The 21,420-nt window shown below is 60.5% G+C and carries 18 protein-coding genes; 15 read left to right on the forward strand and 3 right to left on the reverse strand.

All coding sequences use genetic code 11. The annotated features are described in order from the left end of the window. The first annotated feature begins 35 nt into the window (after nucleotides 1-35). The 6 genes from F3N42_RS09500 (at nucleotide 36) to F3N42_RS09525 (ending at nucleotide 8,559) form a co-directional block, all read left to right on the forward strand. Entirely contained in the window at nucleotides 36-1,286 is a 1,251-nt protein-coding gene (locus F3N42_RS09500; RefSeq protein ID WP_150864191.1) for an ATP-binding protein, read from the forward strand. Further along, entirely contained in the window at nucleotides 1,279-1,953 is a 675-nt protein-coding gene (locus F3N42_RS09505; RefSeq protein WP_150864192.1) for a HEPN domain-containing protein, read from the forward strand. The genes F3N42_RS09500 and F3N42_RS09505 overlap by 8 nt, the downstream gene beginning before the upstream one ends. Before the next feature lie 122 nt (nucleotides 1,954-2,075). Continuing rightward, complete coding sequence (locus F3N42_RS09510) at nucleotides 2,076-3,722, forward strand: ATP-binding protein (RefSeq protein ID WP_150864193.1); 1,647 nt, start codon at nucleotides 2,076-2,078, stop codon at nucleotides 3,720-3,722. 504 nt (nucleotides 3,723-4,226) lie between these two features. Continuing rightward, nucleotides 4,227-5,159 (forward strand): phosphorothioated DNA-binding restriction endonuclease, encoded by a 933-nt coding sequence (locus tag F3N42_RS09515; RefSeq protein WP_150864194.1) that lies wholly within the window; start codon nucleotides 4,227-4,229, stop codon nucleotides 5,157-5,159. Between the two features lie 27 nt (nucleotides 5,160-5,186). Continuing rightward, the gene (locus tag F3N42_RS09520) at nucleotides 5,187-5,600 is read left to right on the forward strand and encodes a (deoxy)nucleoside triphosphate pyrophosphohydrolase (protein ID WP_224784835.1); all 414 of its coding nucleotides are present in this window, start codon (nucleotides 5,187-5,189) and stop codon (nucleotides 5,598-5,600) included. Beyond that, the gene (locus tag F3N42_RS09525) at nucleotides 5,587-8,559 is read left to right on the forward strand and encodes a DUF3427 domain-containing protein (protein WP_150864195.1); all 2,973 of its coding nucleotides are present in this window, start codon (nucleotides 5,587-5,589) and stop codon (nucleotides 8,557-8,559) included. The genes F3N42_RS09520 and F3N42_RS09525 overlap by 14 nt, the downstream gene beginning before the upstream one ends. 15 nt (nucleotides 8,560-8,574) lie before the next feature. Here the strand turns inward: F3N42_RS09525 and F3N42_RS09530 are convergent, their stop codons facing one another. Next, entirely contained in the window at nucleotides 8,575-9,198 is a 624-nt protein-coding gene (locus tag F3N42_RS09530; protein ID WP_150864196.1) for a hypothetical protein, read from the reverse strand. A gap of 163 nt (nucleotides 9,199-9,361) precedes the next feature. On the opposite strand from F3N42_RS09530, the gene F3N42_RS09535 reads away from it, so the two are divergent. Together F3N42_RS09535 and F3N42_RS09540 are read left to right on the forward strand one after the other, a co-directional pair. Further along, nucleotides 9,362-11,104, forward strand: coding sequence for a toll/interleukin-1 receptor domain-containing protein (locus tag F3N42_RS09535; protein WP_150864197.1), 1,743 nt, complete (start codon nucleotides 9,362-9,364; stop codon nucleotides 11,102-11,104). Nucleotides 11,105-11,162: 58 nt separating this feature from the next. After that, the gene (locus F3N42_RS09540; protein WP_150864198.1) at nucleotides 11,163-11,477 is read left to right on the forward strand and encodes a hypothetical protein; all 315 of its coding nucleotides are present in this window, start codon (nucleotides 11,163-11,165) and stop codon (nucleotides 11,475-11,477) included. A 38-nt stretch (nucleotides 11,478-11,515) separates the two neighbouring features. On the opposite strand, the gene F3N42_RS09545 is transcribed toward F3N42_RS09540, so the two are convergent. Further along, the gene (locus tag F3N42_RS09545; RefSeq protein ID WP_191621334.1) at nucleotides 11,516-12,856 is read right to left on the reverse strand and encodes a vWA domain-containing protein; all 1,341 of its coding nucleotides are present in this window, start codon (nucleotides 12,854-12,856) and stop codon (nucleotides 11,516-11,518) included. A gap of 2 nt (nucleotides 12,857-12,858) precedes the next feature. Continuing rightward, complete coding sequence (locus F3N42_RS09550; protein WP_150864200.1) at nucleotides 12,859-13,449, reverse strand: MerR family transcriptional regulator; 591 nt, start codon at nucleotides 13,447-13,449, stop codon at nucleotides 12,859-12,861. Between the two features lie 257 nt (nucleotides 13,450-13,706). Between F3N42_RS09550 and F3N42_RS09555 the strand changes: the two genes are divergently transcribed. The 7 genes from F3N42_RS09555 (at nucleotide 13,707) to F3N42_RS09585 (ending at nucleotide 21,380) form a co-directional block, all read left to right on the forward strand. Beyond that, the gene (locus F3N42_RS09555; RefSeq protein ID WP_318190951.1) at nucleotides 13,707-13,952 is read left to right on the forward strand and encodes a type II toxin-antitoxin system RelE/ParE family toxin; all 246 of its coding nucleotides are present in this window, start codon (nucleotides 13,707-13,709) and stop codon (nucleotides 13,950-13,952) included. A gap of 15 nt (nucleotides 13,953-13,967) precedes the next feature. Then, nucleotides 13,968-14,321, forward strand: a complete 354-nt coding sequence (locus tag F3N42_RS09560; protein WP_150864202.1) for a HigA family addiction module antitoxin — start codon at nucleotides 13,968-13,970, stop codon at nucleotides 14,319-14,321. A 132-nt stretch (nucleotides 14,322-14,453) separates the two neighbouring features. Further along, nucleotides 14,454-14,819, forward strand: a complete 366-nt coding sequence (locus tag F3N42_RS09565) for a phage holin family protein (RefSeq protein ID WP_150864203.1) — start codon at nucleotides 14,454-14,456, stop codon at nucleotides 14,817-14,819. A gap of 299 nt (nucleotides 14,820-15,118) precedes the next feature. After that, nucleotides 15,119-18,064, forward strand: a complete 2,946-nt coding sequence (locus F3N42_RS09570) for a TonB-dependent receptor domain-containing protein (protein WP_150864204.1) — start codon at nucleotides 15,119-15,121, stop codon at nucleotides 18,062-18,064. Nucleotides 18,065-18,151: 87 nt separating this feature from the next. Then, complete coding sequence (locus F3N42_RS09575) at nucleotides 18,152-19,417, forward strand: ribulose-bisphosphate carboxylase large subunit family protein (RefSeq protein ID WP_150864205.1); 1,266 nt, start codon at nucleotides 18,152-18,154, stop codon at nucleotides 19,415-19,417. Continuing rightward, nucleotides 19,414-20,694, forward strand: coding sequence for a four-carbon acid sugar kinase family protein (locus F3N42_RS09580; RefSeq protein WP_150864206.1), 1,281 nt, complete (start codon nucleotides 19,414-19,416; stop codon nucleotides 20,692-20,694). Before F3N42_RS09575 ends, F3N42_RS09580 begins: the two co-directional genes overlap by 4 nt. Before the next feature lie 20 nt (nucleotides 20,695-20,714). Then, entirely contained in the window at nucleotides 20,715-21,380 is a 666-nt protein-coding gene (locus tag F3N42_RS09585; protein ID WP_150864207.1) for an aspartate/glutamate racemase family protein, read from the forward strand. Nucleotides 21,381-21,420: the final 40 nt, after the last annotated feature.

Genomic DNA, 21,420 nt, shown 5'->3' on the forward strand with positions numbered 1-21,420 from the left:
TATAGCCCGCAAATAGCCGGGGCATTAGTCAACAAATGGCCGAAGCCGAAGAGGAAAAAATCTATACCAGGCTGATGGCAACCGCCATGAGCGAAGCGCTGGGCGACACGCCAGTCGTGTGCCTGCTCGGGCCACGCCAGTCCGGCAAATCAACACTTGTCCGGCGACTGCTGCCCAAGCGGCACTATGTGACGTTCGATGACCCGGGGCTGCTCGACGCGGCGCAGGCCGACCCGCTGGGCTTCCTGCGTGCACTGCCGGAACAGGTGACGCTTGACGAGATCCAGCGCGTGCCGGAGCTGTTGCCACCCATCAAGTTGCTCGTGGATGAGAACCGAACGCCGGGTCGTTTTGTCCTGACAGGTTCGGCGAACCTGCTGTTGCTGCCGAGCGTGAACGAATCTCTTGCAGGGCGCATGGAAGTGGTCCGGCTACACCCGTTGTCTGAAATGGAGAAGCAGGGTACGGAAACCAGTTTCCTGGAGACACTGATTTCCGGCGCGCTTGAGGCCGCCGTGAGTGAGAGTGGCCAGGTGGTCAGCGGAACGGCCGAGGCAATCTGTTCAGGGGGATACCCGGAACCCCTGGGGCGACCCGCCAGGAGCGCGCGCCGGTGGTACCGGCAGTACCTGGATGCAGTGATCCAGAGAGATGTAAGTGCAGTCGCCCAGGTACGAAAAGAGGATGACCTGCGTCGCCTGGTTGAGTACCTGGCCCACCAGACAGCCAACCTGCTTAACGTGAACGCGGCTTCCAATGACCTGGGCCTGGACCGCACAACCATCAACCGGTACATCACGATACTCGAAAGACTGTTCCTGGTCAGGCAACTGCCGGCCTGGCACCGCAACGGCATGAAGCGCCTGGTCAGCCTGCCCAAGGTTCACATGGTCGACTCCGGCCTGGCCGCCAACCTGCTCCGGCTGACTCCCTCGGACTGGTCGTTACACGGCACCGAATTTGGCGGGCTCCTGGAAAGCTTCGTCGTCCAGCAACTGATCTGCCAGTCCGGATGGGTGGACAGTGAGCTGAAATTTTCCCACTACCGCGACAAGGACCAGAAGGAGGTGGACCTGGTCATCGAACAGGGACGCCGCGTATGGGGCGTAGAGGTGAAACGGTCAGCCAGCATCAAGCGGACCGACGCCAAAGGCCTGGCCCGGCTGGCCACCCAGGCCGGCAAAAATTTCCAGGGCGGCGCACTGCTGTACTCGGGTACAAACACCCTCCCGCTCGAGCCACCCAACTGCTTCGCAGTGCCCATCGACAGGCTCTGGCATGAATAGCCTCAACTACCAAACCCTCAAAGCCCGCCACCGCGCCGAGCGCGACGGCTACTCCCCCGCCCTGGCCCTGCGCACCCACCGCGCCCTGAGCTGGCTGCAACGCGCCGAGCAGGAAACCGAAGACCAGGACGCCAGGTTCATCTTCGCGTGGATCGCCCTGAACGCCGCCTACGCCCGCGACCAGGTCGCCGGCCGCGTCTCCTGGACCGAACGCCGCCGCTTCCGCGAATTCATCCGCCGCCTGCTCGCCACCGACAGCGCCGGTGCCGGCCAGAACCTGCTCTACAACCTGGTCTGGGACCAGTTCCCCAACTCCATCCGCGGCTTCCTGGACAACCAATATGTCTTCCAGCCCTACTGGGAACACCAAAAAGGCAATCTTGACGAGGCCGCCTGGAAACAAAGCTTCAGCCACTCCAAAACCCGCGCCTACCGCGCCCTCGGCCAACAACGCACCGGCCAGGTCCTGGGCGAACTCTTCGACCGCCTCTACACCCTGCGCAACCAACTCATCCACGGCGGCGCCACCTGGAACGGCCAAATCAACCGCAAACAGGTCACCGCCGGCGCCGACATCCTCGGCAAATTGGTGCCCGTGGTCATCCACCTGATGATGGCGCGACCGGGCGTGGAGTGGGAGATGGGGTGTTATCCGGTGGTGGGGTAGTTGAACCAAGTTGAAGGACCACCTGATTGACATCAAAATGCCTGATATGCACGAGTTTTGGGCAAATCAGACCTGTTCCGCATGTTGCGGCACCAACTTGTTGATTTACGGAGGGTGACGCAATGGATTTGAAGGCTTCTGTTGAAGGTCAAACTCACGATATAAAGTCCATCCGCCTGGTTTCAGGAAAGAGTGCCGATTGGAAAGAACTGGCGTGTACATGTGTTTGCTTTGCAAACAGCCGAGGTGGGCAGATTCTTCTGGGAATCGAAGATGGCGAATCCTCACCACCTGAAGGGCAGCGCATATCGGACGCCTTGCTTGAGAGAATCAGTAAACGCGTTGGCGAATTGACGATCCACGTCAATGCATTCCCTGAAAAGGTTTGCTGTGAGAACGGTGCGGAGTACGTGCGATTGAACATCAGCCGCTCTCAAAACGTCGCATCTACAACTGATGGGCGGTTTTTTATCCGGGTCTCAGATCAGTGTATGCCCATTACTGGTGACAACGTGCTTCGGCTGGCTGAAGAGAGACCAGGATGGGCTTGGGAGCTCGTTGACAGTCAGCTTGGTAAAAAACACATTGATCCGCTCGTGCTGAAACGGTTGGTTACCAGCTTCAGGCATTCTGAACGGGTCAGGCCTTCGGTGAAAGAGAAGTCAGACGCTGAGTTGCTCGAGCACTACAGCCTTGTCATTGGGCGAAACCTGACCAATCTCGGTGCGCTACTCGTTGGTTCGACGAATACGCGCAGGAGCCTGGGCGTGGCTCCTATAGTTCAGGCGCTGAAGTTTGACGATGCCGGAAACAAGGTGAATAAGTGGGCGTGGGATGATCACACCCAGTCTCCAATCGAGCTCGTCGAAGCGATCTGGGGGGCGATTCCGGATTTCAAGGAAAGCTATGAAGTATCGGAAGGACTCTACCGAAAGTCGGTTCCGGCCTATGATGAGAAAGTTGTTCGGGAATTGCTCATCAACGCATTGGTTCACCGGCCTTATACCCAGAAAGGTGATATCTATATCAACCTCAGGCCTGGTTCCCTGGAGATCGTAAACCCCGGAACTTTGCCTCTTGGTGTGACGACCAGGAATATTCTGAATGCGAGCAGGCGGCGCAATGAAGAACTTGCCAGAGTGTTCCATGACCTTGAGCTGATGGAGCGCGAGGGCAGTGGCTACGATCTCGTATACGACCTGTTGCTGTCGCGCGGGCGGCCTATCCCGGAGTTGAAAGTTGGACAGGACAGGGTCTCGGTTACGATACGCAGGCTGGTGCCAAACCCGGGAGTCATGCGTTTGATGCAAGACGCCGATGCCCGCCATCAACTCACCCAGCGTGAACGCATTACCTTAGGAGTGCTCGCACAGTCTGATGGCCTGATAGCGGGAGAACTGGTTGAGAGGCTTGAAACCGACCAGGGCTCTCTATCAAGTTGGTTAGGGCGGCTACTTGAGCTTGAACTGGTGGAAACCAGGGGACGGACCAAGGGGACACGCTACCTTGTGTCGCCGGAATTGTTGCGAGACTCAGGAATGACAGGCGCCACATCGCTCAAGCACATTGAGCCTCATCGCCTTGCAGCACTCGTAAGGGAAGATGTCGGTCGATACCCTGATTCCCGTATCGGTGAAATCCATGAAAGGATAGGTTCGGAGATTCCTCGGAGCCAACTAAGAAAATGCCTGAAGAACCTGGTTGATGCCGGTGACCTCGTAATGATTGGCGAGCGAGCAGGTTCGCGATACAGGGCTGGTGACACCTGAAGCCTGGTGCGACAGAAATGATTGATAGCACCTGGTTCCGGCTGGTTAAAAAACCAAGATATTTAGAAAATTCAGAACAAAAGCCAGCATGAGGGTTTACAACGCTTTGTAATACATGGTTTTTTAGAAATCTCTCTTTGCGGAAAAAATCCAAAGCAGTTCTAATTTGGAACAGAAACCATGACCATTTGGGAGTTGATACCCCCGGCCAACAGACAAGCGAGTTCAGCCGGCCAAAACAAATAGTCCTTTTAATAGTCCCTAAACGCCCATTAATAGTCCTTTATGTCTCAATCAACGCCAGGCTGCCGCGAGACCCAGTCATAAACAGGTCGTAACACACGCATCGCTGGCTCAAGTTCCGACTTTGCATCTTCGAGCGGTTCAAGCCTCATCCATAGGGTCAGGTGTGGGGAAACCACTATGTGTTTGGAATAAACTCACTAAATTCGTTAATAAGTAAAACAACGCCATAGTCCTCTGCTGGATCGAAGGTCTTCTTTAATGAATCGCGAACAACTCCTGGAAACCGTCGCCGGGCTAAACACCTTCCGCTCCGGCGAACGCCGCGCGCCGCACAAGCCGCTTCTCGTGCTCAGCGCCCTGGCCGAGTTGCAACAAGGGCGCGACCGCCTGCCCTTCAATGATGCCCGCAGCATGCTTCTCCCACTGTTGAACGCCTGGGCACCGCCGGTAGCAACCCGGCACCAACCCGAACTGCCCTACTGGCACCTCCGAGGCGATGGCATATGGGAAGTTGAAGGTGATGAATATCTTCCCAGGCAGGCTGGCGGATTCCCAAAGATGGGAGCATTAGCAGAAACCCAGGCAGGCTTCACACCAGAAGTGCTCGGCCTGTTAAAACACGACCCCACCCTGGCCGGAGAAATTGCCGACACCGTGCTGAATCGATACTTCCCGGAATCCGCCCGGGAGGAAATCATCGCCGCCGTGGGTCTCGACGAAGCAGCGTTGTTCAATGCCGTTGCCGACACCGAACCCATGGCCGCCCGCCGCCAGGCGCGCAACCCCAGGTTCCGACAGGACGTCCTGCGCGCCTATGAGCATCGCTGCGCCGCAACTGGCTTCCGGGCCGCCCTTGCCGGAACATATTTCGGCTGCGAAGCGGCGCATGTACAGTGGCACGCCTACGAAGGCCCGGACATGGTCAGCAACGGCTTGTGCCTGGAACCCACCCTGCACAAACTCTTCGACGCCGGCGCCTGGTCACTGACAGACAACCACGAAATTTTGGTCTCCAGGGAGTTCACAGGCTCTGATACTGCCGTCGCACGGCTGCGAGATCTTCATGGCAAACCCCTGCGCCAACCTATCCCCGGTGAACCCAAAGTGAGCGTCGACTATATTCGTTGGCACCGCGAACCCGAGTTGGGTGGTGTGTTTCGGGGGCCTTCACTGGCAGGCTGGCACCGTTGAAATTCGAAACCTGCTACCGTCTACCGCATGATAAAAAAAATCGAAGTCGTCGCCGCAATCATCGCGCACAACAAGAAAATTCTCTGTACCCAACGGGGCCCTGCAAAGTTCGAGTACATTTCCGGTAAGTACGAGTTTCCCGGCGGTAAGGTGGAGTCCGGGGAGACCAACGAAGGCGCTTTGGTACGGGAGATCTCAGAGGAACTGGGATTGAATGTGGCGGTGGAAGGGCACTACCTAACGGTGTCGCATGCCTATCCGGATTTTGCCATTGTCATGCATAGTTATGTCTGTACCACTGAAAGTGTTGAGGGGATGGCGTTGACGGAGCATGTCGATCATCGGTGGTTGAGTCCGGCAGAGCTTTCGGTGCTTGATTGGGCCGCGGCGGACGTGCCTATTGTTGAGAAGCTGCAGAACGAGCCGAATGAGTTTTTCTGAAAACGATTTTCTTCAGAATCTCGCGAACGGTTTTGTTGATCGCCGGCGCGACTCTAGCCGGGAGTTCTTACCGCGGCTGCTGACGAACAATCGTGAAGAATCGCGCAAAGTGCTCACCAGTTTGGAGCGCCAGCTGGTTCGGTGTAAGAGCTTCCAGTTTTCGGTGGCGTTTATTACGACGAGTGGTGTTGCTTCGCTAATTAATGCGCTCGACACGCTTAGGGTGCTTGGCGTTCGGGGCAAAATTCTTGCCTCGCAGTATCAGAACTTTACGCAGCCGGAGGCACTTCGCCGGCTACTCCATCTGCCCAACATTGACCTTCGTATCTCGGTAGAGCATAACTTTCACGCGAAGGGCTATCTTTTTGAACGTGCGAACCAGTGTTGGTCGCTCATCGTTGGCAGTAGCAATCTAACAGCCAATGCGCTTTCGAAAAATGCGGAATGGAATCTGCATGTATCGGCGCTTGAAGACAGTGCGTTACTGGAACAGACGCGGCGGGAATTCGACTACGAGTTCCAACGCGGCATCCCCGTCGATCACGCATTTATCGAAGGGTACGAGTCGGTTTACTTCAAGGCGCAAGCGAAGCGAGCTCTTGTCCAACCGTTTGATCCGGTGTTGTCGTCCTACCCTGGGGATATCCAGGACGGCGAAGCAAAAGAACTGCGTCGGGTTATTCAGCCGAACCAGATGCAGAAAGCCGCCTTGGCCAACTTGGACGAGATTCGCCAGCAGGACCTGACAAGGGCCCTGCTCGTTTCTGCGACAGGAACCGGTAAGACGTTCTTGTCGGCATTTGATGCCGAGGCGTTTGGCGCCAAAAAGCTCTTGTTTGTGGTCCACCGCCGTAATATCGCCGAGGCGGCCATGGCGTCGTACCAAGAAGTCCATGGACAGTCGCGCACCATGGGTTTGTATTCGGGCGAGGTCAGGGATTTTGATCGTGACTTTGTTTTTTGCACCGTTCAGACGTTGTCGAAGCCGGAAAACCTAAGAAAGTTTTTTCCGACTCATTTTGACTACATCGTGATCGATGAGACTCACCGTGCTGGCGCCACAAGCTATCAGGCGGTCATTGACTATTTTCGGCCGCGGTTTTTGCTAGGAATGACGGCAACCCCAGAGCGCACAGATGGTTACGATGTCTTCAGCCTGTTTGACCACACCATTGCTTATGAGATTCGGCTTCACCAGGCGCTCGAAGAGGAAATGCTCTGCCCTTTCCACTACTACGGGGTTACGGATCTGGCCATCAACGACCAACTGGTTGATGAGAGCACGGACTTCAACTTATTGACCTCGGAAGAGCGCGTTTCGCGGATTTTGGAGAAAACCGCTTTTTACGGCACTGACTCAGGCGAGGTACGAGGTTTAGTGTTCTGCTCGCGTACCGATGAGTGCAAGGCGCTCGCCGCGCAGTTCCGGGCGCGAGGCGTTCGAGCCATTGCGCTCACCGGCGAAGATTCTGAGTCGGCGCGGGTTGAGGCGATCCACCGCCTTGAGTCTGAGGACCCAGCCGACAAACTGGACTACATTTTCACAGTCGACATTTTCAACGAGGGTGTCGACATTCCGCGGGTGAACCAGGTCGTTATGCTGCGGCCAACCCAGTCAGCGATTGTGTTTGTGCAGCAAATGGGGCGTGGCCTTCGAAAGACCGGTGGTAAAGAGTACTTAACGATCATCGATTTTATCGGGAACTACACGAATAACTTTCTGGTACCGATCGCGCTCTACGGCGATCACTCATACAACAAGGACCGCCTTCGCAAGTTGCTAAATGATGGCAGTAGAACGCTCCCGGGCACATCTACGATCAATTTCGACCTGATCTCGAAAAAGAGAATCTACAGCGCGATTGATACAGCGAACATGCAGCGGCTCAAGGACTTGCGAAAAGACTATGAGTTGTTGAAGTTCCAACTAGGCCGAGCGCCAATGATGATGGACTTTATCGAGCACGGATCGCGAGACCCATATCTCTATGTCGATGCTAAAAAGTCGTTTTTTCATTTCGCTGAAACTCAAGAAGACACACTGAAGGGCGCTTTGACGCCGAAGCAAAAGCTAGTCCAGGAGAAGTTCTCGAAAGAGATCAACAACGGCGTTCGAGCGGAAGAGTCGATGTTGTTGTTGGCCGTAATTAATAATGGTGTTGTCGATCTAACTGAGTTCAAGCGCACATTCACGAGAAAGTATGGCGACCTGACGGATGCGGCCATTGACGCTGCAATCAACGGCCTGAACTTGAGGTTCGTAAGGGCAAAAAAAGACGGGAAAATGTTGCCCGTGGGCGAGATCTTGGGATTTCAGGCGGTAGAACGATGGGGTTCGTCCGTTCGCCCTCATCCTGATCTGTTGGCGTGTCTGGCACAACCAGTATTTAAAAAATATCTTATCGACAACATTGAGTACTCGATGGCGATTTTCGATGCGGCGTTCGCTGCTTCCAAAATGCGTGATGGTTTTCAGCTCTATAAGAAGTACAGCCGCAAAGATGTCTTTCGTATCCTCAATTGGGAAACCAATCCCGTCGCCCAGAACGTTGGCGGCTACATTGTCAGCGAGGACGGAACGAACTGTCCCATTTTCGTGACGTATCACAAGAGTGAGGGCATATCGGAGTCCACAAACTATGAAGATTACTTCATCAACAATTTGACCTTCGCCTGGATGTCGAAGTCGAACCGACGTTTAGACAGCAACGACGTACTTGCTATTCGCAATGCCCGTGACACTGGTATGCGAATGCCGCTGTTTATCAAAAAGTCCGACGATGAAGGCGCTGATTTCTATTTCGTGGGCGACCTCGAAGCTTTAGACGATAGCTTTGAGCAAGCCACAATTAGCAACGATAAAGGCAAACTGCTACCAGTCGTTAAGGTTCAGTTCCGCCTGTCAGACCCGGTTGAAGATTCGTTGTACGACTATTTCACCCATGACGAAGCTCACTGAGCCGGGTAGCTGGACCTATTTGAAGTAACAAAGCTTTTCGTAATAGAGCGTGCTCGCCAGGTCCGGGCACTGCAGCCCACTGGCCTCACTAACCCACTCGCAGTACTCGTCGAGCCAGGCGCTTTCACTGGCATCGTCAGCCGCACTGAGCATGCGTTCGACTTCCAGAGCCCTTCCAATCGGGAATTTGCACTCCCTCGTGGTGCCGCGTGGCGGGCTCTTGCCGGTCAGGCGGATGTCGGGGTTGTACTTGCGCGGTGTGTTGGTGCGGCGGTTTTCAGCCTGGGCCTGCTCGGCCCTGCGCTTTTGCTCCAGCCAGCTATTGCGGGGCATCTGTTCGATCACCGAGAGGGTGTTTCCGCTGGTGTAGGGCTTGCAGTTGGGGTCGTCGGTGACAGTGAAAACGGGTTCGCCGTGGTCGCCGGTGCATTTGCGGAGTGTCTTCCGGGCGGGTGATGGCGAAGGTGCGGCGATCGGCGGCGGCTGGTGGGATGGCGTTGGTGGGGCGGTGGTGGCTTTGGAATGGTTCGGTTCGGGTTCGGGGGCTTGTGGCCGGGTGTCCAGCCAGAATGCGTAGCCCAGCGTGGCCAGTGTGGTGATGACTGCGGCGTAAAAGAGGAGTGTCTTTGTCGCTTGCATTCGCTGCTTGATGGCTTCTGGCCTGGCGTTTAGTTGTTGCGGGTAAGACTAGCATGCCGGGTGGGGGCTGCAGGCCACCCGCTCTGCGCAAACAAGCTAAACTGGGATTAAACGTTTAGCGTGTCTCGTTGCCTGGGCGGCGGGGTGTGGGGATCGGGTGCGTATGGGCAAGGTGGAGGCGTATAGGGGTGACGAGCCTTATGTGTTCGTCTGCTATTCGCATGCCGATTCCGGGGTGGTTTATGACGACCTGTTGATGCTGGGTGGGCGTGGGGTGCGGGCCTGGTATGACGAGGGGATTTCGGCGGGGGCGCGTTGGCGGGCGGAGATTGCCGGGGCGTTGGAGCGGTCTGCGCGGGTTGTGTTTTATGTGTCGCCGGCGTCGCTGGCTTCGCCGCATTGTCAGCGCGAGGTGGATTTTGCGCTGGATCGGGGGTTGGACATTCTGCCTGTCTACCTGGAGCCCTGTGAGTTGCCTTCTGAGTTGGCGCTGTCGCTGGGGAGCGTGCAGGCGCTGTTTCGTTACGACGATGAACGCTATGCCGATCGCCTGGTCGAGGCTTGCCTGGCGGCGCCGGGTGTGGCTCGGCGGGTGGGTGGGCATCGGCCGCCGGCTCGGCGGCGGGGGTTGGGGTGGCCGGTCTGGGTGGGTGGCGCGGTTGCGCTGGTCGCCGTGCTGTTTGCGCTTTGGGGGCCGTTGATGGGGGCGCGGACCGGCGTGTCGGCGCCTGGTGGTGAGGCGGCGCGGCCGGGTGTGGGTGATGCGCAGGCGACGTATTTGCAGGCGCAGGCGTTGCTGATGCGCTGGGACAAGGGCGATAACCTGGCGCAGGCGGTGAGCCTCTATCGGCAGGCGATTGCGGTTGATCCGGATTTTGCGTTGGCGCATGCGCGGCTGTCCGAGGCGTTGCGGATGCGCTATGTGCTCACGGGTGACCGGTCGTACCTGGACAGCGCGGCTGACAGCGTGGCGCGTGCGCTGGCGCTGGATGATGGCCTGGCGGCGGTACAGGTTGCCCAGGGGCGGTTGCACCTGGTGGAGGGCAACCTGGACCTGGCGACGGTGGCGGTGGAGCGGGCGCTGGCCGCTGACCCGAACGATGCTGATGCCAACCAGGCGATGGCCAAGTTGCTGGAGCGCCAGGGCAAGCTTGATGAGGCCGAGGCGGCGTTTCAGCGGGCCGTGGCGCTGGCGCCGGACAATCTTGTGCTGCGCGATTCGCTGGCCAACTTTCTCTATCGACAGGACCGCTACCAGGACGCTGCCGACCAGTGGGGCATGGTGATTGACGCGGCGCCGGACCATTTTGGCGCGCGGGTGAACCTGGGGGCGGCCTTCAGTGGGCTGGGGCGCAATGCCCAGGCCATTGAGCAGTACGAACAGGCCATCGCCATCCGGCCTTCCTACATGGGTTACAGCAACCTGGGTACGGCCTATTGGCGCGAGGAACGGTTTGAGGACGCGGTGGCGGCGTTCGAGGAAGCGCTGGCCATCGATGCCGATGACTGGCTGGCCTGGGGCAACCTGGCCTTCGTCTACACCGACATGGGTGGGCGCGAGATCCAGGCCGACGAGACATTTACTCACGCCATTCGCCTGGCCGAGGCCGGGCGTGAACAGAACCCACGCGATCCCTGGGTCCACAGCGACCTGGCGCTCTACTACGCACGGCAGGGCGACGGCGAGCTGGCGCTACGGCGGCTCGATACCGCGCTGGCGCTTTCCCCGGACTCATCCGAGGTGCTGATGGCCGCCGGCGAGGTCCACGAACTGCTGGGCGACCGCGAAACCGCTATCGACTACATCAACCAGGCCATAGCGGCGGGTGCGGATAGCCGCCAGCTGACCGTTAACCGGGTGCTGAAGCCGCTGATGAGTGACCCGCGCCTGGCCGCCGCCGATTGAAGTATGGGCATCGCGGGCGAGCCGCGGTGCGTTTGTGACACAAGGGAGGAAGAAGAAGATGCCGAACAATATCCATGATGTACTGGTGCTGGGTCCTTGCGCGGATGGGGGCGAAGGTTGTGTTCCGAGCGAGGACCCCTGGCGGCCGCCGCAGCAGACCGAGGTGGTCATCGTTAACCTGTCCGGCCACGAGCAGTCGCTGACAAACATCAGCAATGCCCTGCTCACGCCGGTTCAGCACAACCAGATCACCATTCCCGCCGGCAAGGCCTGGGTTGGTCGGGTGGGCCGCCGTGTCGACCGTGGCACCTACACGTACAACGCGTGTACAGATGACGCTGGCCCGCGCAACGGTACGATTGATCCCGCCTGACCGCGCAGGGTGACGCGGCCAGGCGGATCTGCCCGCGATTAGCTGTCTTGTGAGTCCGCCCAGTCGGCGTCTTTCCTGGCTCTACGGAAATCCGGCTTCGAACGCATCGACTTGCGGGCCAGCGCCATGGCTTCGCGTTTGGACATGCCGTCCCAGTTGCGTTGGACGCGGCTGGCCATGCGGTCGCGGCGGCTGAGCATGGAGACGGAGCTGTCGAGGTCCTGGACCAGGGCGTCGAAGGCTACTTCGTTGACGCTGAAGGAGGCGCCGGCCTGGCGGAAGTCACCGCGCTCGTTGTGGAGCATGGCCTCGTAGCCCTGGCGGGCGAGCCAGAGTTCGGCGATGGTTTCGGCGACGGCTTTGTCGCGGGTGTCTTCGCTGAACGTGTTGGGCGGGACGATGGCCAGTTGTGTCCGGGCGGTTGCGGTATGGGCGGTGTCGGTATCCGGGTGCTGCCAGTTGCTTGAGATCGTGTAGTCCAGCGTCATCGGCTCCGGCAGATGGTCCGCTTCGAACTCCAGCAGCAGCGCCACGTGGCGGGTCTGGCCGGCGATCAGGGTGCCGATGTGGATAGGGCCGAAGCCGGCGCCGGCACGAGCGCCGTTGCCGTTGCCGGGTTGGCGGTAGTGGGTCAGCTGGCGGGCGTTTTCGGCGTGGGGGCCTTGCAGGTGCAGCATGAATTTGCGGGCGACCACCTGGGTCTGTTCGCCGATTTCGCCGGAGAGGACTTCGACGATTTCGTTGGGCTCGCTGGACTGGTGCAGTTCGCCCTGGCCGGCTTCTGCAATCGCGGTCAGTTGCAGGGGGGAGTAGTGGGCGCCGATGCCGACGCAGGTCGTGGTCACGTTGCGGTCGGCCAGGTCGCCGGCGAGTTCGGCCAGGCGTTCGGGGTTGCACTCGCCTTCGTTGGCGCAGCCGTCGGAGAGCAGGATAACGTGGCCTGACTTAAAGCCGTGTTCATCCATGGCGTTTGCTGCGCAGCGGGCGCCACGGAGCCAACCACCGGAAAGGTTGGTCATTCCGCTTGTCTCGATGCATTGAATCGCAGATACGGCGGACTTCCTGCCGGTGGTGTCCATGCGCGCGCAATCAACGACGACGGTGACATCGGAGCCGTAGACGACCACGGACAGGCGGTCACTGTCGCGCAGGCGGTTGGCCAGGCCAATCGCCGCTTCTTTCGCCGCCTCCAGCGGGCCGCCGCTCATCGAGCCGCTGCGGTCGATGACCAGGGCCAGGTTGACGGGTGGGCGTTCGGTGTTGCCTTCATCGGCGGGCAGTTCCGGGGCGATGATGTCGATCAGCAGGCCGCGGGTGGCGTCTTTGCCGGTGGGGGCCTGGGCGTGGTCCCAGCGGGCTTTGATTTGGATATCGGTCATGGTCATTTTCCTCCGACGACGGATTTCAGGAGTGCCCCGGCCAGTTCCACCTGTCGGCGTTGGTCGCGGGTGAGGGGGTTGCGCACGCGGATGACCAGGTCATGGCCGAACTGGAACTCGTTCCAGTGGTCCGCGGTGGGTGGTTCTGGTTTGCGGTGCGGGTCGGGGCCCATGATCCGGTCCAGGTAGTTCGACGCGGATTCGTCGACCTGTAACAGGTTCGGTTCAGTGTGGGCTTTCTGGGCCACGTTCATTGCGATCCGGCGCGGCGCGCTGCCGGGCTGGGTGATGGCCTTGGGCTTGATGCGGTAGGGCATCTCGGCCAGGCGGTGGATCTCCTCTTCATCCAGGTTGTCGAGCCAGTCGCTGAACTGCTCCAGCGACGGTTTGACCTCGCCGCGCTTGGGGTCGTAGTCCCTGGCCAGTACCTGTTTGGCCAGCTTCAGCCGGTCCACGGTCTGCTGGTCGTAGTACGACTTGCGCCCCGGCGTGCCGCTGGGCGCGTTCACCACCTTGGCCAGGTAGTAGCGCACGGTGCGCTCGGGCAGGCCGGTCACCTTGGCGATTTCCTGCAGGTCGTAGAGTTTCGGCATCGTTTCGGGCCTTGTCGGCGTTAACTGCGAGAAACTGTAATATAGTGTAGAAAACTGTAATTGCAAGGGGTGGTGGTGAATTAGTTGCCGGGTTGGGGGTGATTCTGGGGGTGGGGGTTCTCAAAAGGGGAGAATGCCGACGGGGGTTTGAGGCGATTCCCTACGGAGATTTGAGAATACTGCTGTATCGCGGTAGTATCGCTTTGCGTTAGCGTTTCTTGATGATTCGAAGTTTCCGTAATAGGTCATCAAGGTACGTGGCTGAAGGCCTCGCGACCCGGAAGCTTCCTGCAACTTTGCGAGACAAGGCACGGGAAGTACTGGATGAGCTTAACGCGGCCCGTCACCTGAATGATCTTCGGGCATTTCGTTCCTTCCGCCTGGAGAAGTTGAAAGGCAACCGTGCCGGGCAGTACAGCATTCTCATCAATCGTCAGTATCGTGTCTGCTTTGAATGGCGGAACGGCGATGCATTTGATGTAGAAATTGTCGACTACCATTGAAACCAGTGTGATCAGATGACCAGATTCCGAATTCCACATTCACATCCGGGAAAGCACCTGAAGCGGCTCATGGATGAATGGAGCCTGACCCAATATCGCCTGGCCAAAGACATCGACGTTCCTCAGACAAGGATCATGGAGATCATTCGGGGAAAACGTGCGATTACTGCGGATACAGCAATACGTCTGTCTCGGTATTTCAATATGACGGCGGAGTTTTGGCTGAACCTGCAGGCAAACTACGAGATCGACCAGGCCAGGACGAACGTCGGTCAGGAAGCCTACCAGGCGATCCAGATGATGCCGGCCATCAAAGCAAGGCTGGACAGTGATGAGCATGAAAGCTTGACTGAAGCCAGCGCACCTTAATGGCTTTATCCTGTCTGCCAAATTGTCTATAGCCACTTTGCCAGGTTCGCTATAGCAGCCACCTGCGCTTTACCCACCTCACCCCCCGGTGTACCGTCAATTCTCCATAACGTCTGGTTGGAGGATCGGAACATGGGTGCATTAATCGGTGCGATTATCGCCATCGCGATTGCCGCGGTGGTGTCTGGCGTGGTGATCTGGGTGGTCAGCAAGCTGAACCTGGGGCTGAAGGTCGATGGCTTTGGGGCGGCGATCATTGCCGGCCTGGTGATCGGCATTCTTTCCTGGCTGGTGGGCATGTTTGTGCCTGGGCTGACCGGGATTGTGGGCGCGATCATTAACCTGGTCATCGCGGCCGCGGTGATCTACCTGGCGGGCTCGATGTTGAAGGGGCTGACCGTGAATGGATTTGGCGGCGCGTTTATTGCCGCGGTGGCCATTGCGTTGATCCAGTTTCTGCTGGCGATCTTGCTGGTGGGTGCGATCAGCACGACATGAGCCTGGTCGGCTATAGCCACTTTGCCCAAATGGCTTTAGCCAAACTGCCAGATTGGCTATAGACGAATTGCCAGACTGGCTATAGACGGGAAAGCCCGGCCTTCGAGCCGGGCTTTTTTGTGCCTGGTTGTCGTCAAAACGCATCCCTAAGCGTCATAAGCAATCAAAAGATGTCATAAAAAGTCAATAATCCGTTGACAAACAGATATACCTAGTAACATAGTATACCAGTGAGGCTCAAAACAGTCCGTTACTCCCCATGGGCAAAGTGGACGACATTCACCAGTAGAGGCATAACGATGAAACCAAGTACTTCAGGACTTAAATTGTCAGCGCTCGGTCGCCTGGCGACAGCGATCATGCTGTGTGTTTCCACCGGCGCCCTGGCGCAGGACGAGGAAGACGCCGATGATGTCGAAGGCCTTTTGGAGGAGGTCGTCGTCACCGGTACCATGATCAAGAACGCTGCGGTCACCGCGGCATCACCGGTGCAGGTGGTGGGCGCGGACATGATCGAGGACCTGGGCACGGTCAACCTCCAGGACACGCTGGAGCGCCTGCCGGTCTACGGCATTGCGGGTTCCAGCCGCACGACCTCGAATACCGACATTACCGAGGTGGGTTCATCCACCGTCAACCTGCGTAACCTGGGTGCCGACCGCACGCTGGTGCTGGTGGACGGCAAGCGCGTGGTGGCCGGAACGCCCGGCTCCACCCAGGTCGACCTGGCGATGATTCCGCCGGACTTTATTGAGCGCGTCGACACCCTTACCGGTGGCGCCTCGGCCATTTACGGCTCCGACGCCGTGGTGGGTGTGGTCAACATGATCTACAAGCGCGACTTCGAAGGCCTGGTGTTCAACGGCCAGGCGGGCATCTCCGCCGAGGGCGATGACGAGCAGTACAAGGCCAGCGTCACCGGCGGCGTGAATTTTGCCGAAAACCGCGGCAACTTCATGTTCAATATCGGCTGGTCGGACCAGGGTCTGGTCAGTTCGCAGGACCGCACCCGTACTGACGATGATTACGCCAGCCTGGGCCACAACACCCGTGACCCGAGCACCGTGTTCGAGCAGACCATCAGCCGCTCCGGCGTGATTCCGGCCGGTATTGTCCAGGCCGGTGGTATCAATTACACCTTTGACGACGCCAGTAACGCGGTGGTCTGGGGTGGCTCGCAGGACGAGCGCTTCAACCGTAACGAGTACCGCGCTATCGCCTCGCCGGTTGATCGGCTGACCTTTGCCATTCGCGCGATCTACGACCTGGGCGACAACGCCAACATCTTTCTGGATGGCACCTACGGCAAGGTCGAGTCGCGGACCTACTTCGAGCCGTCGCCGTTCGTGGGCACCGACTCGGTGCTGGGTATCGGCGTACCGCTGAACCTTGAGAACTGGCTGCTGAACCCGGCTACGGGTGAAGTCCAGCTGGTGCGTAACCCGTTCATGCCTGACGTGGTCTACAACAGCGGCGTTGATTCCAACGGTGATGGCCTGCGTGACGCCGGCTTCAACTCGCGCTTGACGCAGTTCGGCCCCGGCACCCGCCTGGCGCCGGTGGATCGCGACACCTTCCGTACCGTCATGGGCGTGGAAGGCCTGGTCGGGGACAGCGACTGGGCCTACGAGACCTTTGTCTCCTATGGTCGCAGCACGCTGAATGGCCGCATGGACGGCCTGTTCCACGGTCCCAACCTGCGCAACGCGCTGACGGTGGGCCAGGACGTGTTTGACCTGGATGGCGATGGCGATACCACCGACGCGGTGTGTGTCGATGCTGCTGCCCGGTCCAACGGTTGTGTGCCGGCCAACATGTTTGGCGATAACAACATGACCGAAGCCATGCTCGCATACGTCAACGGCTCGCTGATCCAGAACTCCGAGCAGGAAATGAAAGTGATCGCAGGCAACCTGGCCGGCTCCGTGTTCGACCTGCCGGCGGGCCCGGTGCTGATCGCCACCGGTGTGGAGTACCGCGAGGAATCCAGTTCTCACGTGTTCGACCCGCTGTCGAACTCCGCGCAGAACGGCTACACGCAGCAGACCAACACCGAGGGTGAGCTGGACGTTTCGGAGGTGTTCCTGGAAGTAAACGTGCCGATCCTGGACAGCCTGACCATGCGCGCGGCCGGTCGTTACTCCGATTACTCGACGGTCGGCGGTGTGACGGCATTCGACGCCGGCATCGAGTGGTCACCGACGGACGACCTGCGCTTCCGCGCGGCTTACGCGCAGGCGGTGCGTGCGCCAAACATCGGTGAGCTGTTCGCCGCACCTAACGCGGGGATCTCGTCTATCAATGACCCCTGTGAGGGTGTGAACATTGCGGACACCGGCGAGCTGGCGACCAACTGTAAGAACGACCCGGGTGTGCTGGCCAACATGAACGCCAACGGCGGCGTGTTCACGCTGAATCAGTCAGACATCCAGGGCGTGGGCACGCTGTCGGCCAATAACCCGAATATCGCCGAGGAAACCGGCGAGACGATGACATTCGGGGCGGTGTGGACGCCGGGCTTCCTGAACGGCCTGGCGCTGACCGTCGACTACTGGGATATCGAGATCGAGGACGCCATTTCGCGTGTGTCCACGGCGACGGTGTTGAACAAGTGCTACGAAGAAAGCCTGTCAGAGTTCTGTGACTTCGTCACCCGCCGTACCGTCGAGGCCACGCCGTACAGCGCCGGCTCCGTCGAGCAGGTGGTTCGCGGCCTGGTCAACAGCGGTGGCAGCTGGGCCGAGGGTATCGACCTGACCGCCAGCTACGCGCATGACCTGTTCGGCGGCTTCGCCAACTACAGCCTGAGCTACACCCACCTGCTGGAGAAGGGCATCATCCCGCTCACCGGCGATGCGGAGAACGAGTCCGTGGGCGAGATCGGCGATCCGGAAAACCGCTGGTTCGCCAGCATTGGTTGGGAGCTGGACAACTTCAGCGCCAGCCTGATGGGCGAGTTTATCGGCGAGTCCTACCTGGATGACGAGTACTGGATGGGCCGATTCGGCGCCGATGCCGGCAAGGAGAACTTCAAGGTCGACTCGGTGCTGTACATCGATATGCAGCTGAAGTACCTGTTTGGCGAGCACTACGAAGTTTACGTGGGCGCCAACAACCTGTTTGATGAAGATCCGGCGCCGCTGTACGGCGGTGTGGCCGGCGGCAGCGCGGACTACGGCACCAACCCGGGTGTCTACGACGCCATCGGGCAGCGCTTCTACGCGGGCGTGACCGCAAGGTTCTAAGTCGGGTGATGCCGTTAGAGCCAACGGCGTCTGGGAGCGGTCGCGTTTGTGGCCGCTCCTGTTTTGTTTCTGGAATAAGGATGTTGCATGACTGATCAACGCGTCCGGGCGACGTACCGGATCGAGACGGCCTTTGCGCTGGCCGACGCCGCGGCGTCGATGGCGGGGGAGCAGTCGACCGGGACTTTCGTCCGCGTACCCGGCGAGACCGACGAGATGCGCGAGGCGCACGCCGCGCGGGTCGAATCGCTGACCGACCTGGGGCCGGTGGAACGGCCTTCCCTGCCCGGCTCCGGCCTGCCGGCCGGCGGCGGCGAGCGCCGCGCGGCCCAGGTCACGTTGTCGTGGCCGGTATCCAATTTCGGGCCATCGTTGCCCAACCTGCTGGCCACCGTGGCCGGCAACCTGTCCGAGCTGAAGGCCTTTTCCGGCCTGAAGCTGGTCGACCTGCAACTGCCGCCGGTGTTCCTGGAGCGCTACCAGGGCCCGCAGTTCGGCGTTGATGGCACGCGTCGTCTGGCCGGTGTCTATGACCGGCCGATGATCGGTACCATCATCAAGCCCAGCGTCGGCATGTCGCCGGCAGTGACGGCCGAGCTGGTCGAGCGCCTGCTGTCTTCCGGTGTCGACTTTATCAAGGACGATGAGCTGCAGGCCGATGGGCCGCACTGCCCGTTCAATGAGCGCGTGTCCGCGGTTATGCGGGTCATTCGTGAGCATGCCGACAAGACCGGGAAAAAGGTCATGTACGCCGCCAACATCACCGGCGACATCGACGAGATGCTGGCCCGCCACCAGCACGTGCTGGACGAGGGTGGCACCTGCATCATGGTGAGCATGAACTCGGTGGGACTGCCGGCGATGAAGGCGCTGCGGGCCGAATCGCAGCTGCCCATCCACGGCCACCGCAACGGCTGGGGCATGCTGGGCCGTTCGCCGGCGCTGGGCATGAGCTTTATCGCCTACCAGAAGCTGTGGCGCCTGGCGGGCATCGACCATACCCATGTGAACGGCATCGACAACAAATTTTGCGAGGACAATGACAGCGTTGTTGCGTCCGCGCGTGAGTGCCTGGCGCCGATGTTCGAGCCGCCGCACCCCGGCTGCGAGATCATGCCGGTGTTTTCCTCCGGCCAGTCGGCCCGGCAGGTGGCGGCCACCTACCAGGCGCTGGGCAGTACCGACCTGATCTACGCGGCCGGCGGCGGCATCGTTGCCCACCCGGGCGGGCCCGCGGCCGGTGTGACGGCGCTGCAGCAGGCCTGGGCGGCGGCGGTGGACAGCGTGCCCGTGGAAGAGGCCGCGCGTGAACACCCCGAGCTGGCGGCCGCGCTGGGGGCCTTCAAAAAGTGACGCTGCGCTACGCTTTCTACGGCGATGACTTTACCGGTTCGACCGATGTGCTCGAGCAGCTGGCCGAGGGCGGCGTGAGCGCGGTGCTGTTCCTGCGCACGCCGGACGCGGCGCTGCTGGACCGCTTCCCCGATGTCCAGGCCGTCGGCATTGCCGGCGACAGCCGCAGCCGCGGCCCGGAATGGATGGACGAGCACCTGGCCGACGCCTTCCGCGCCCTGCCCGCCGCCGACATCATCCACTACAAGATTTGCTCCACTTTCGACAGCGCTCCGCATACCGGCTCCATCGGTCGCGCCATCGAGATTGGCATTCGCCAGTTCGGCCAGCCGGTCGCGCTGCTGGTGGGCGCGCCGTACATGGGCCGCTACGTGGTCTACGGCAACCTGTTCGCGCGCGCCGGCGAGCAGGTCTATCGCATTGACCAGCACCCGACGATGAGCCGGCACCCGGTCACCCCGATGGACGAGGCCGACCTGCGCCTGCACCTGGCCGCGCAGACCGACGCGCGCGTGGCGCTGGTGCCGCTGGACCGCATCCGCGCGGGCCAGGCCGGCGAGGTGTTTGACCGGGCCGTGGAAGACGCCGATATCGTCCTGTTCGACAGCGTCGACCAGTCCGACCTGGAGCAGGCCGGCCAGGTGCTGCTGTCGCGCAATGTACATTTCATGGCTGGCAGCTCAGGGCTGACCCGGGCGCTGGTGCTGGCCTGGCCGGATACCGAGCCGGGTGCCGGCGTGGCCGGCGCTTCAGACGTGGGCGAGGTAGAACAGTTGCTGGTGGTCAGCGGCAGCTGCTCGCCGGTGACCGCACAACAGATCAACCGAGCCGCCGAGCGGGGTTTTGCCGTCCACGAGGTGGACGTGCCGGCCCTGCTGGCCGATGCCGGCGCCGAGGCCGCGCGGCTGCGGGCCGCGGCTCAGGCCGCGCTCGAAGCCGGGCAGTCCTGCGTCATCTGTTCCGCCCGGGGGCCGCTGGATAACGGCCATGTGCCCATCGGCGATAAACTGGGCAGCGTGCTGGGTTCAGTCGCCCATGACCTGATCCAGGCGACCGGGCTGCGGCGCGTGATGTTCGCCGGCGGCGACACCTCCAGTTATGGTGTCTGCCAGCTGGGCGCCGAGGCGCTCACCTGGGCGGCGCCCATGGAACGCGGCGCGCCGATGGTGCGCGCCCACGCGGACGACCCGGCCATTGACGGCCTGGAGATGGTGCTGAAAGGCGGCCAGGTGGGCGGTGAAGACTTTTTCGAAGTGGTCCGGCGCGGCCACGCCTGAACAATCAAGGAATTCCGTATATGTCGACGCTTGCCCTGGTTCACACCTCCCCGGTGCTGGCCCCGCTGTTCAATGAACTCGCCGCCCGCTTCGTGCCGGACGCGCGGGTGCTGCATTTCGTGGACGAGAGCCTGATCAAGAACACCATCGCCAGTGGCCGACTGGAAAAGGCCACGATGCGCCGGGTGATCAACCTGGTGGGCTCCACGTTTGATGCCGGTGCCGACGTGGCGCTGGTGACCTGCTCGTCGATCGGCCCGGCCGTGGACATGGCGGCGGCACTCTACGACCTGCCCGTCCTGCGCGTGGACCGGCCGATGGCGGAGGCTGCCGTGGCCGCCGGTGCGCGCATCGGCGTGGCGGCCACGCTGCCGACCACGCTCAAGCCCACCGTCGACCTGGTGAAGACGGTGGCGGCCGAAGCGGGCCGTGATATCGAGGTGGTCGAGCAGTTGTGTGAAGGCGCCTTCGAGGCGGTGATGGCCGGAGACGGCGCCACCCATGACCGCATTGTCGGCCAGGGCCTGACGGAAGGGCTGGCGGGCGTGGACGCCATCGTGCTGGCCCAGGCCTCGATGGCGCGCGTGCTCGACACGCTGCCGGAAGGGGCCCTGCAGGTGCCCGCGTATTCCAGCCCGGAACTGGGCATGCGGCGGGCCGCCGACGTACTGGCCGGGCGGGGCTAGCCCAAGCGGATTTCCGCCCCGGGCTCTCCGGGGCGTACCC

Origin of the sequence: Marinihelvus fidelis (assembly GCF_008725655.1) — a bacterium.
Lineage (GTDB): Bacteria > Pseudomonadota > Gammaproteobacteria > Xanthomonadales > SZUA-36 > Marinihelvus > Marinihelvus fidelis.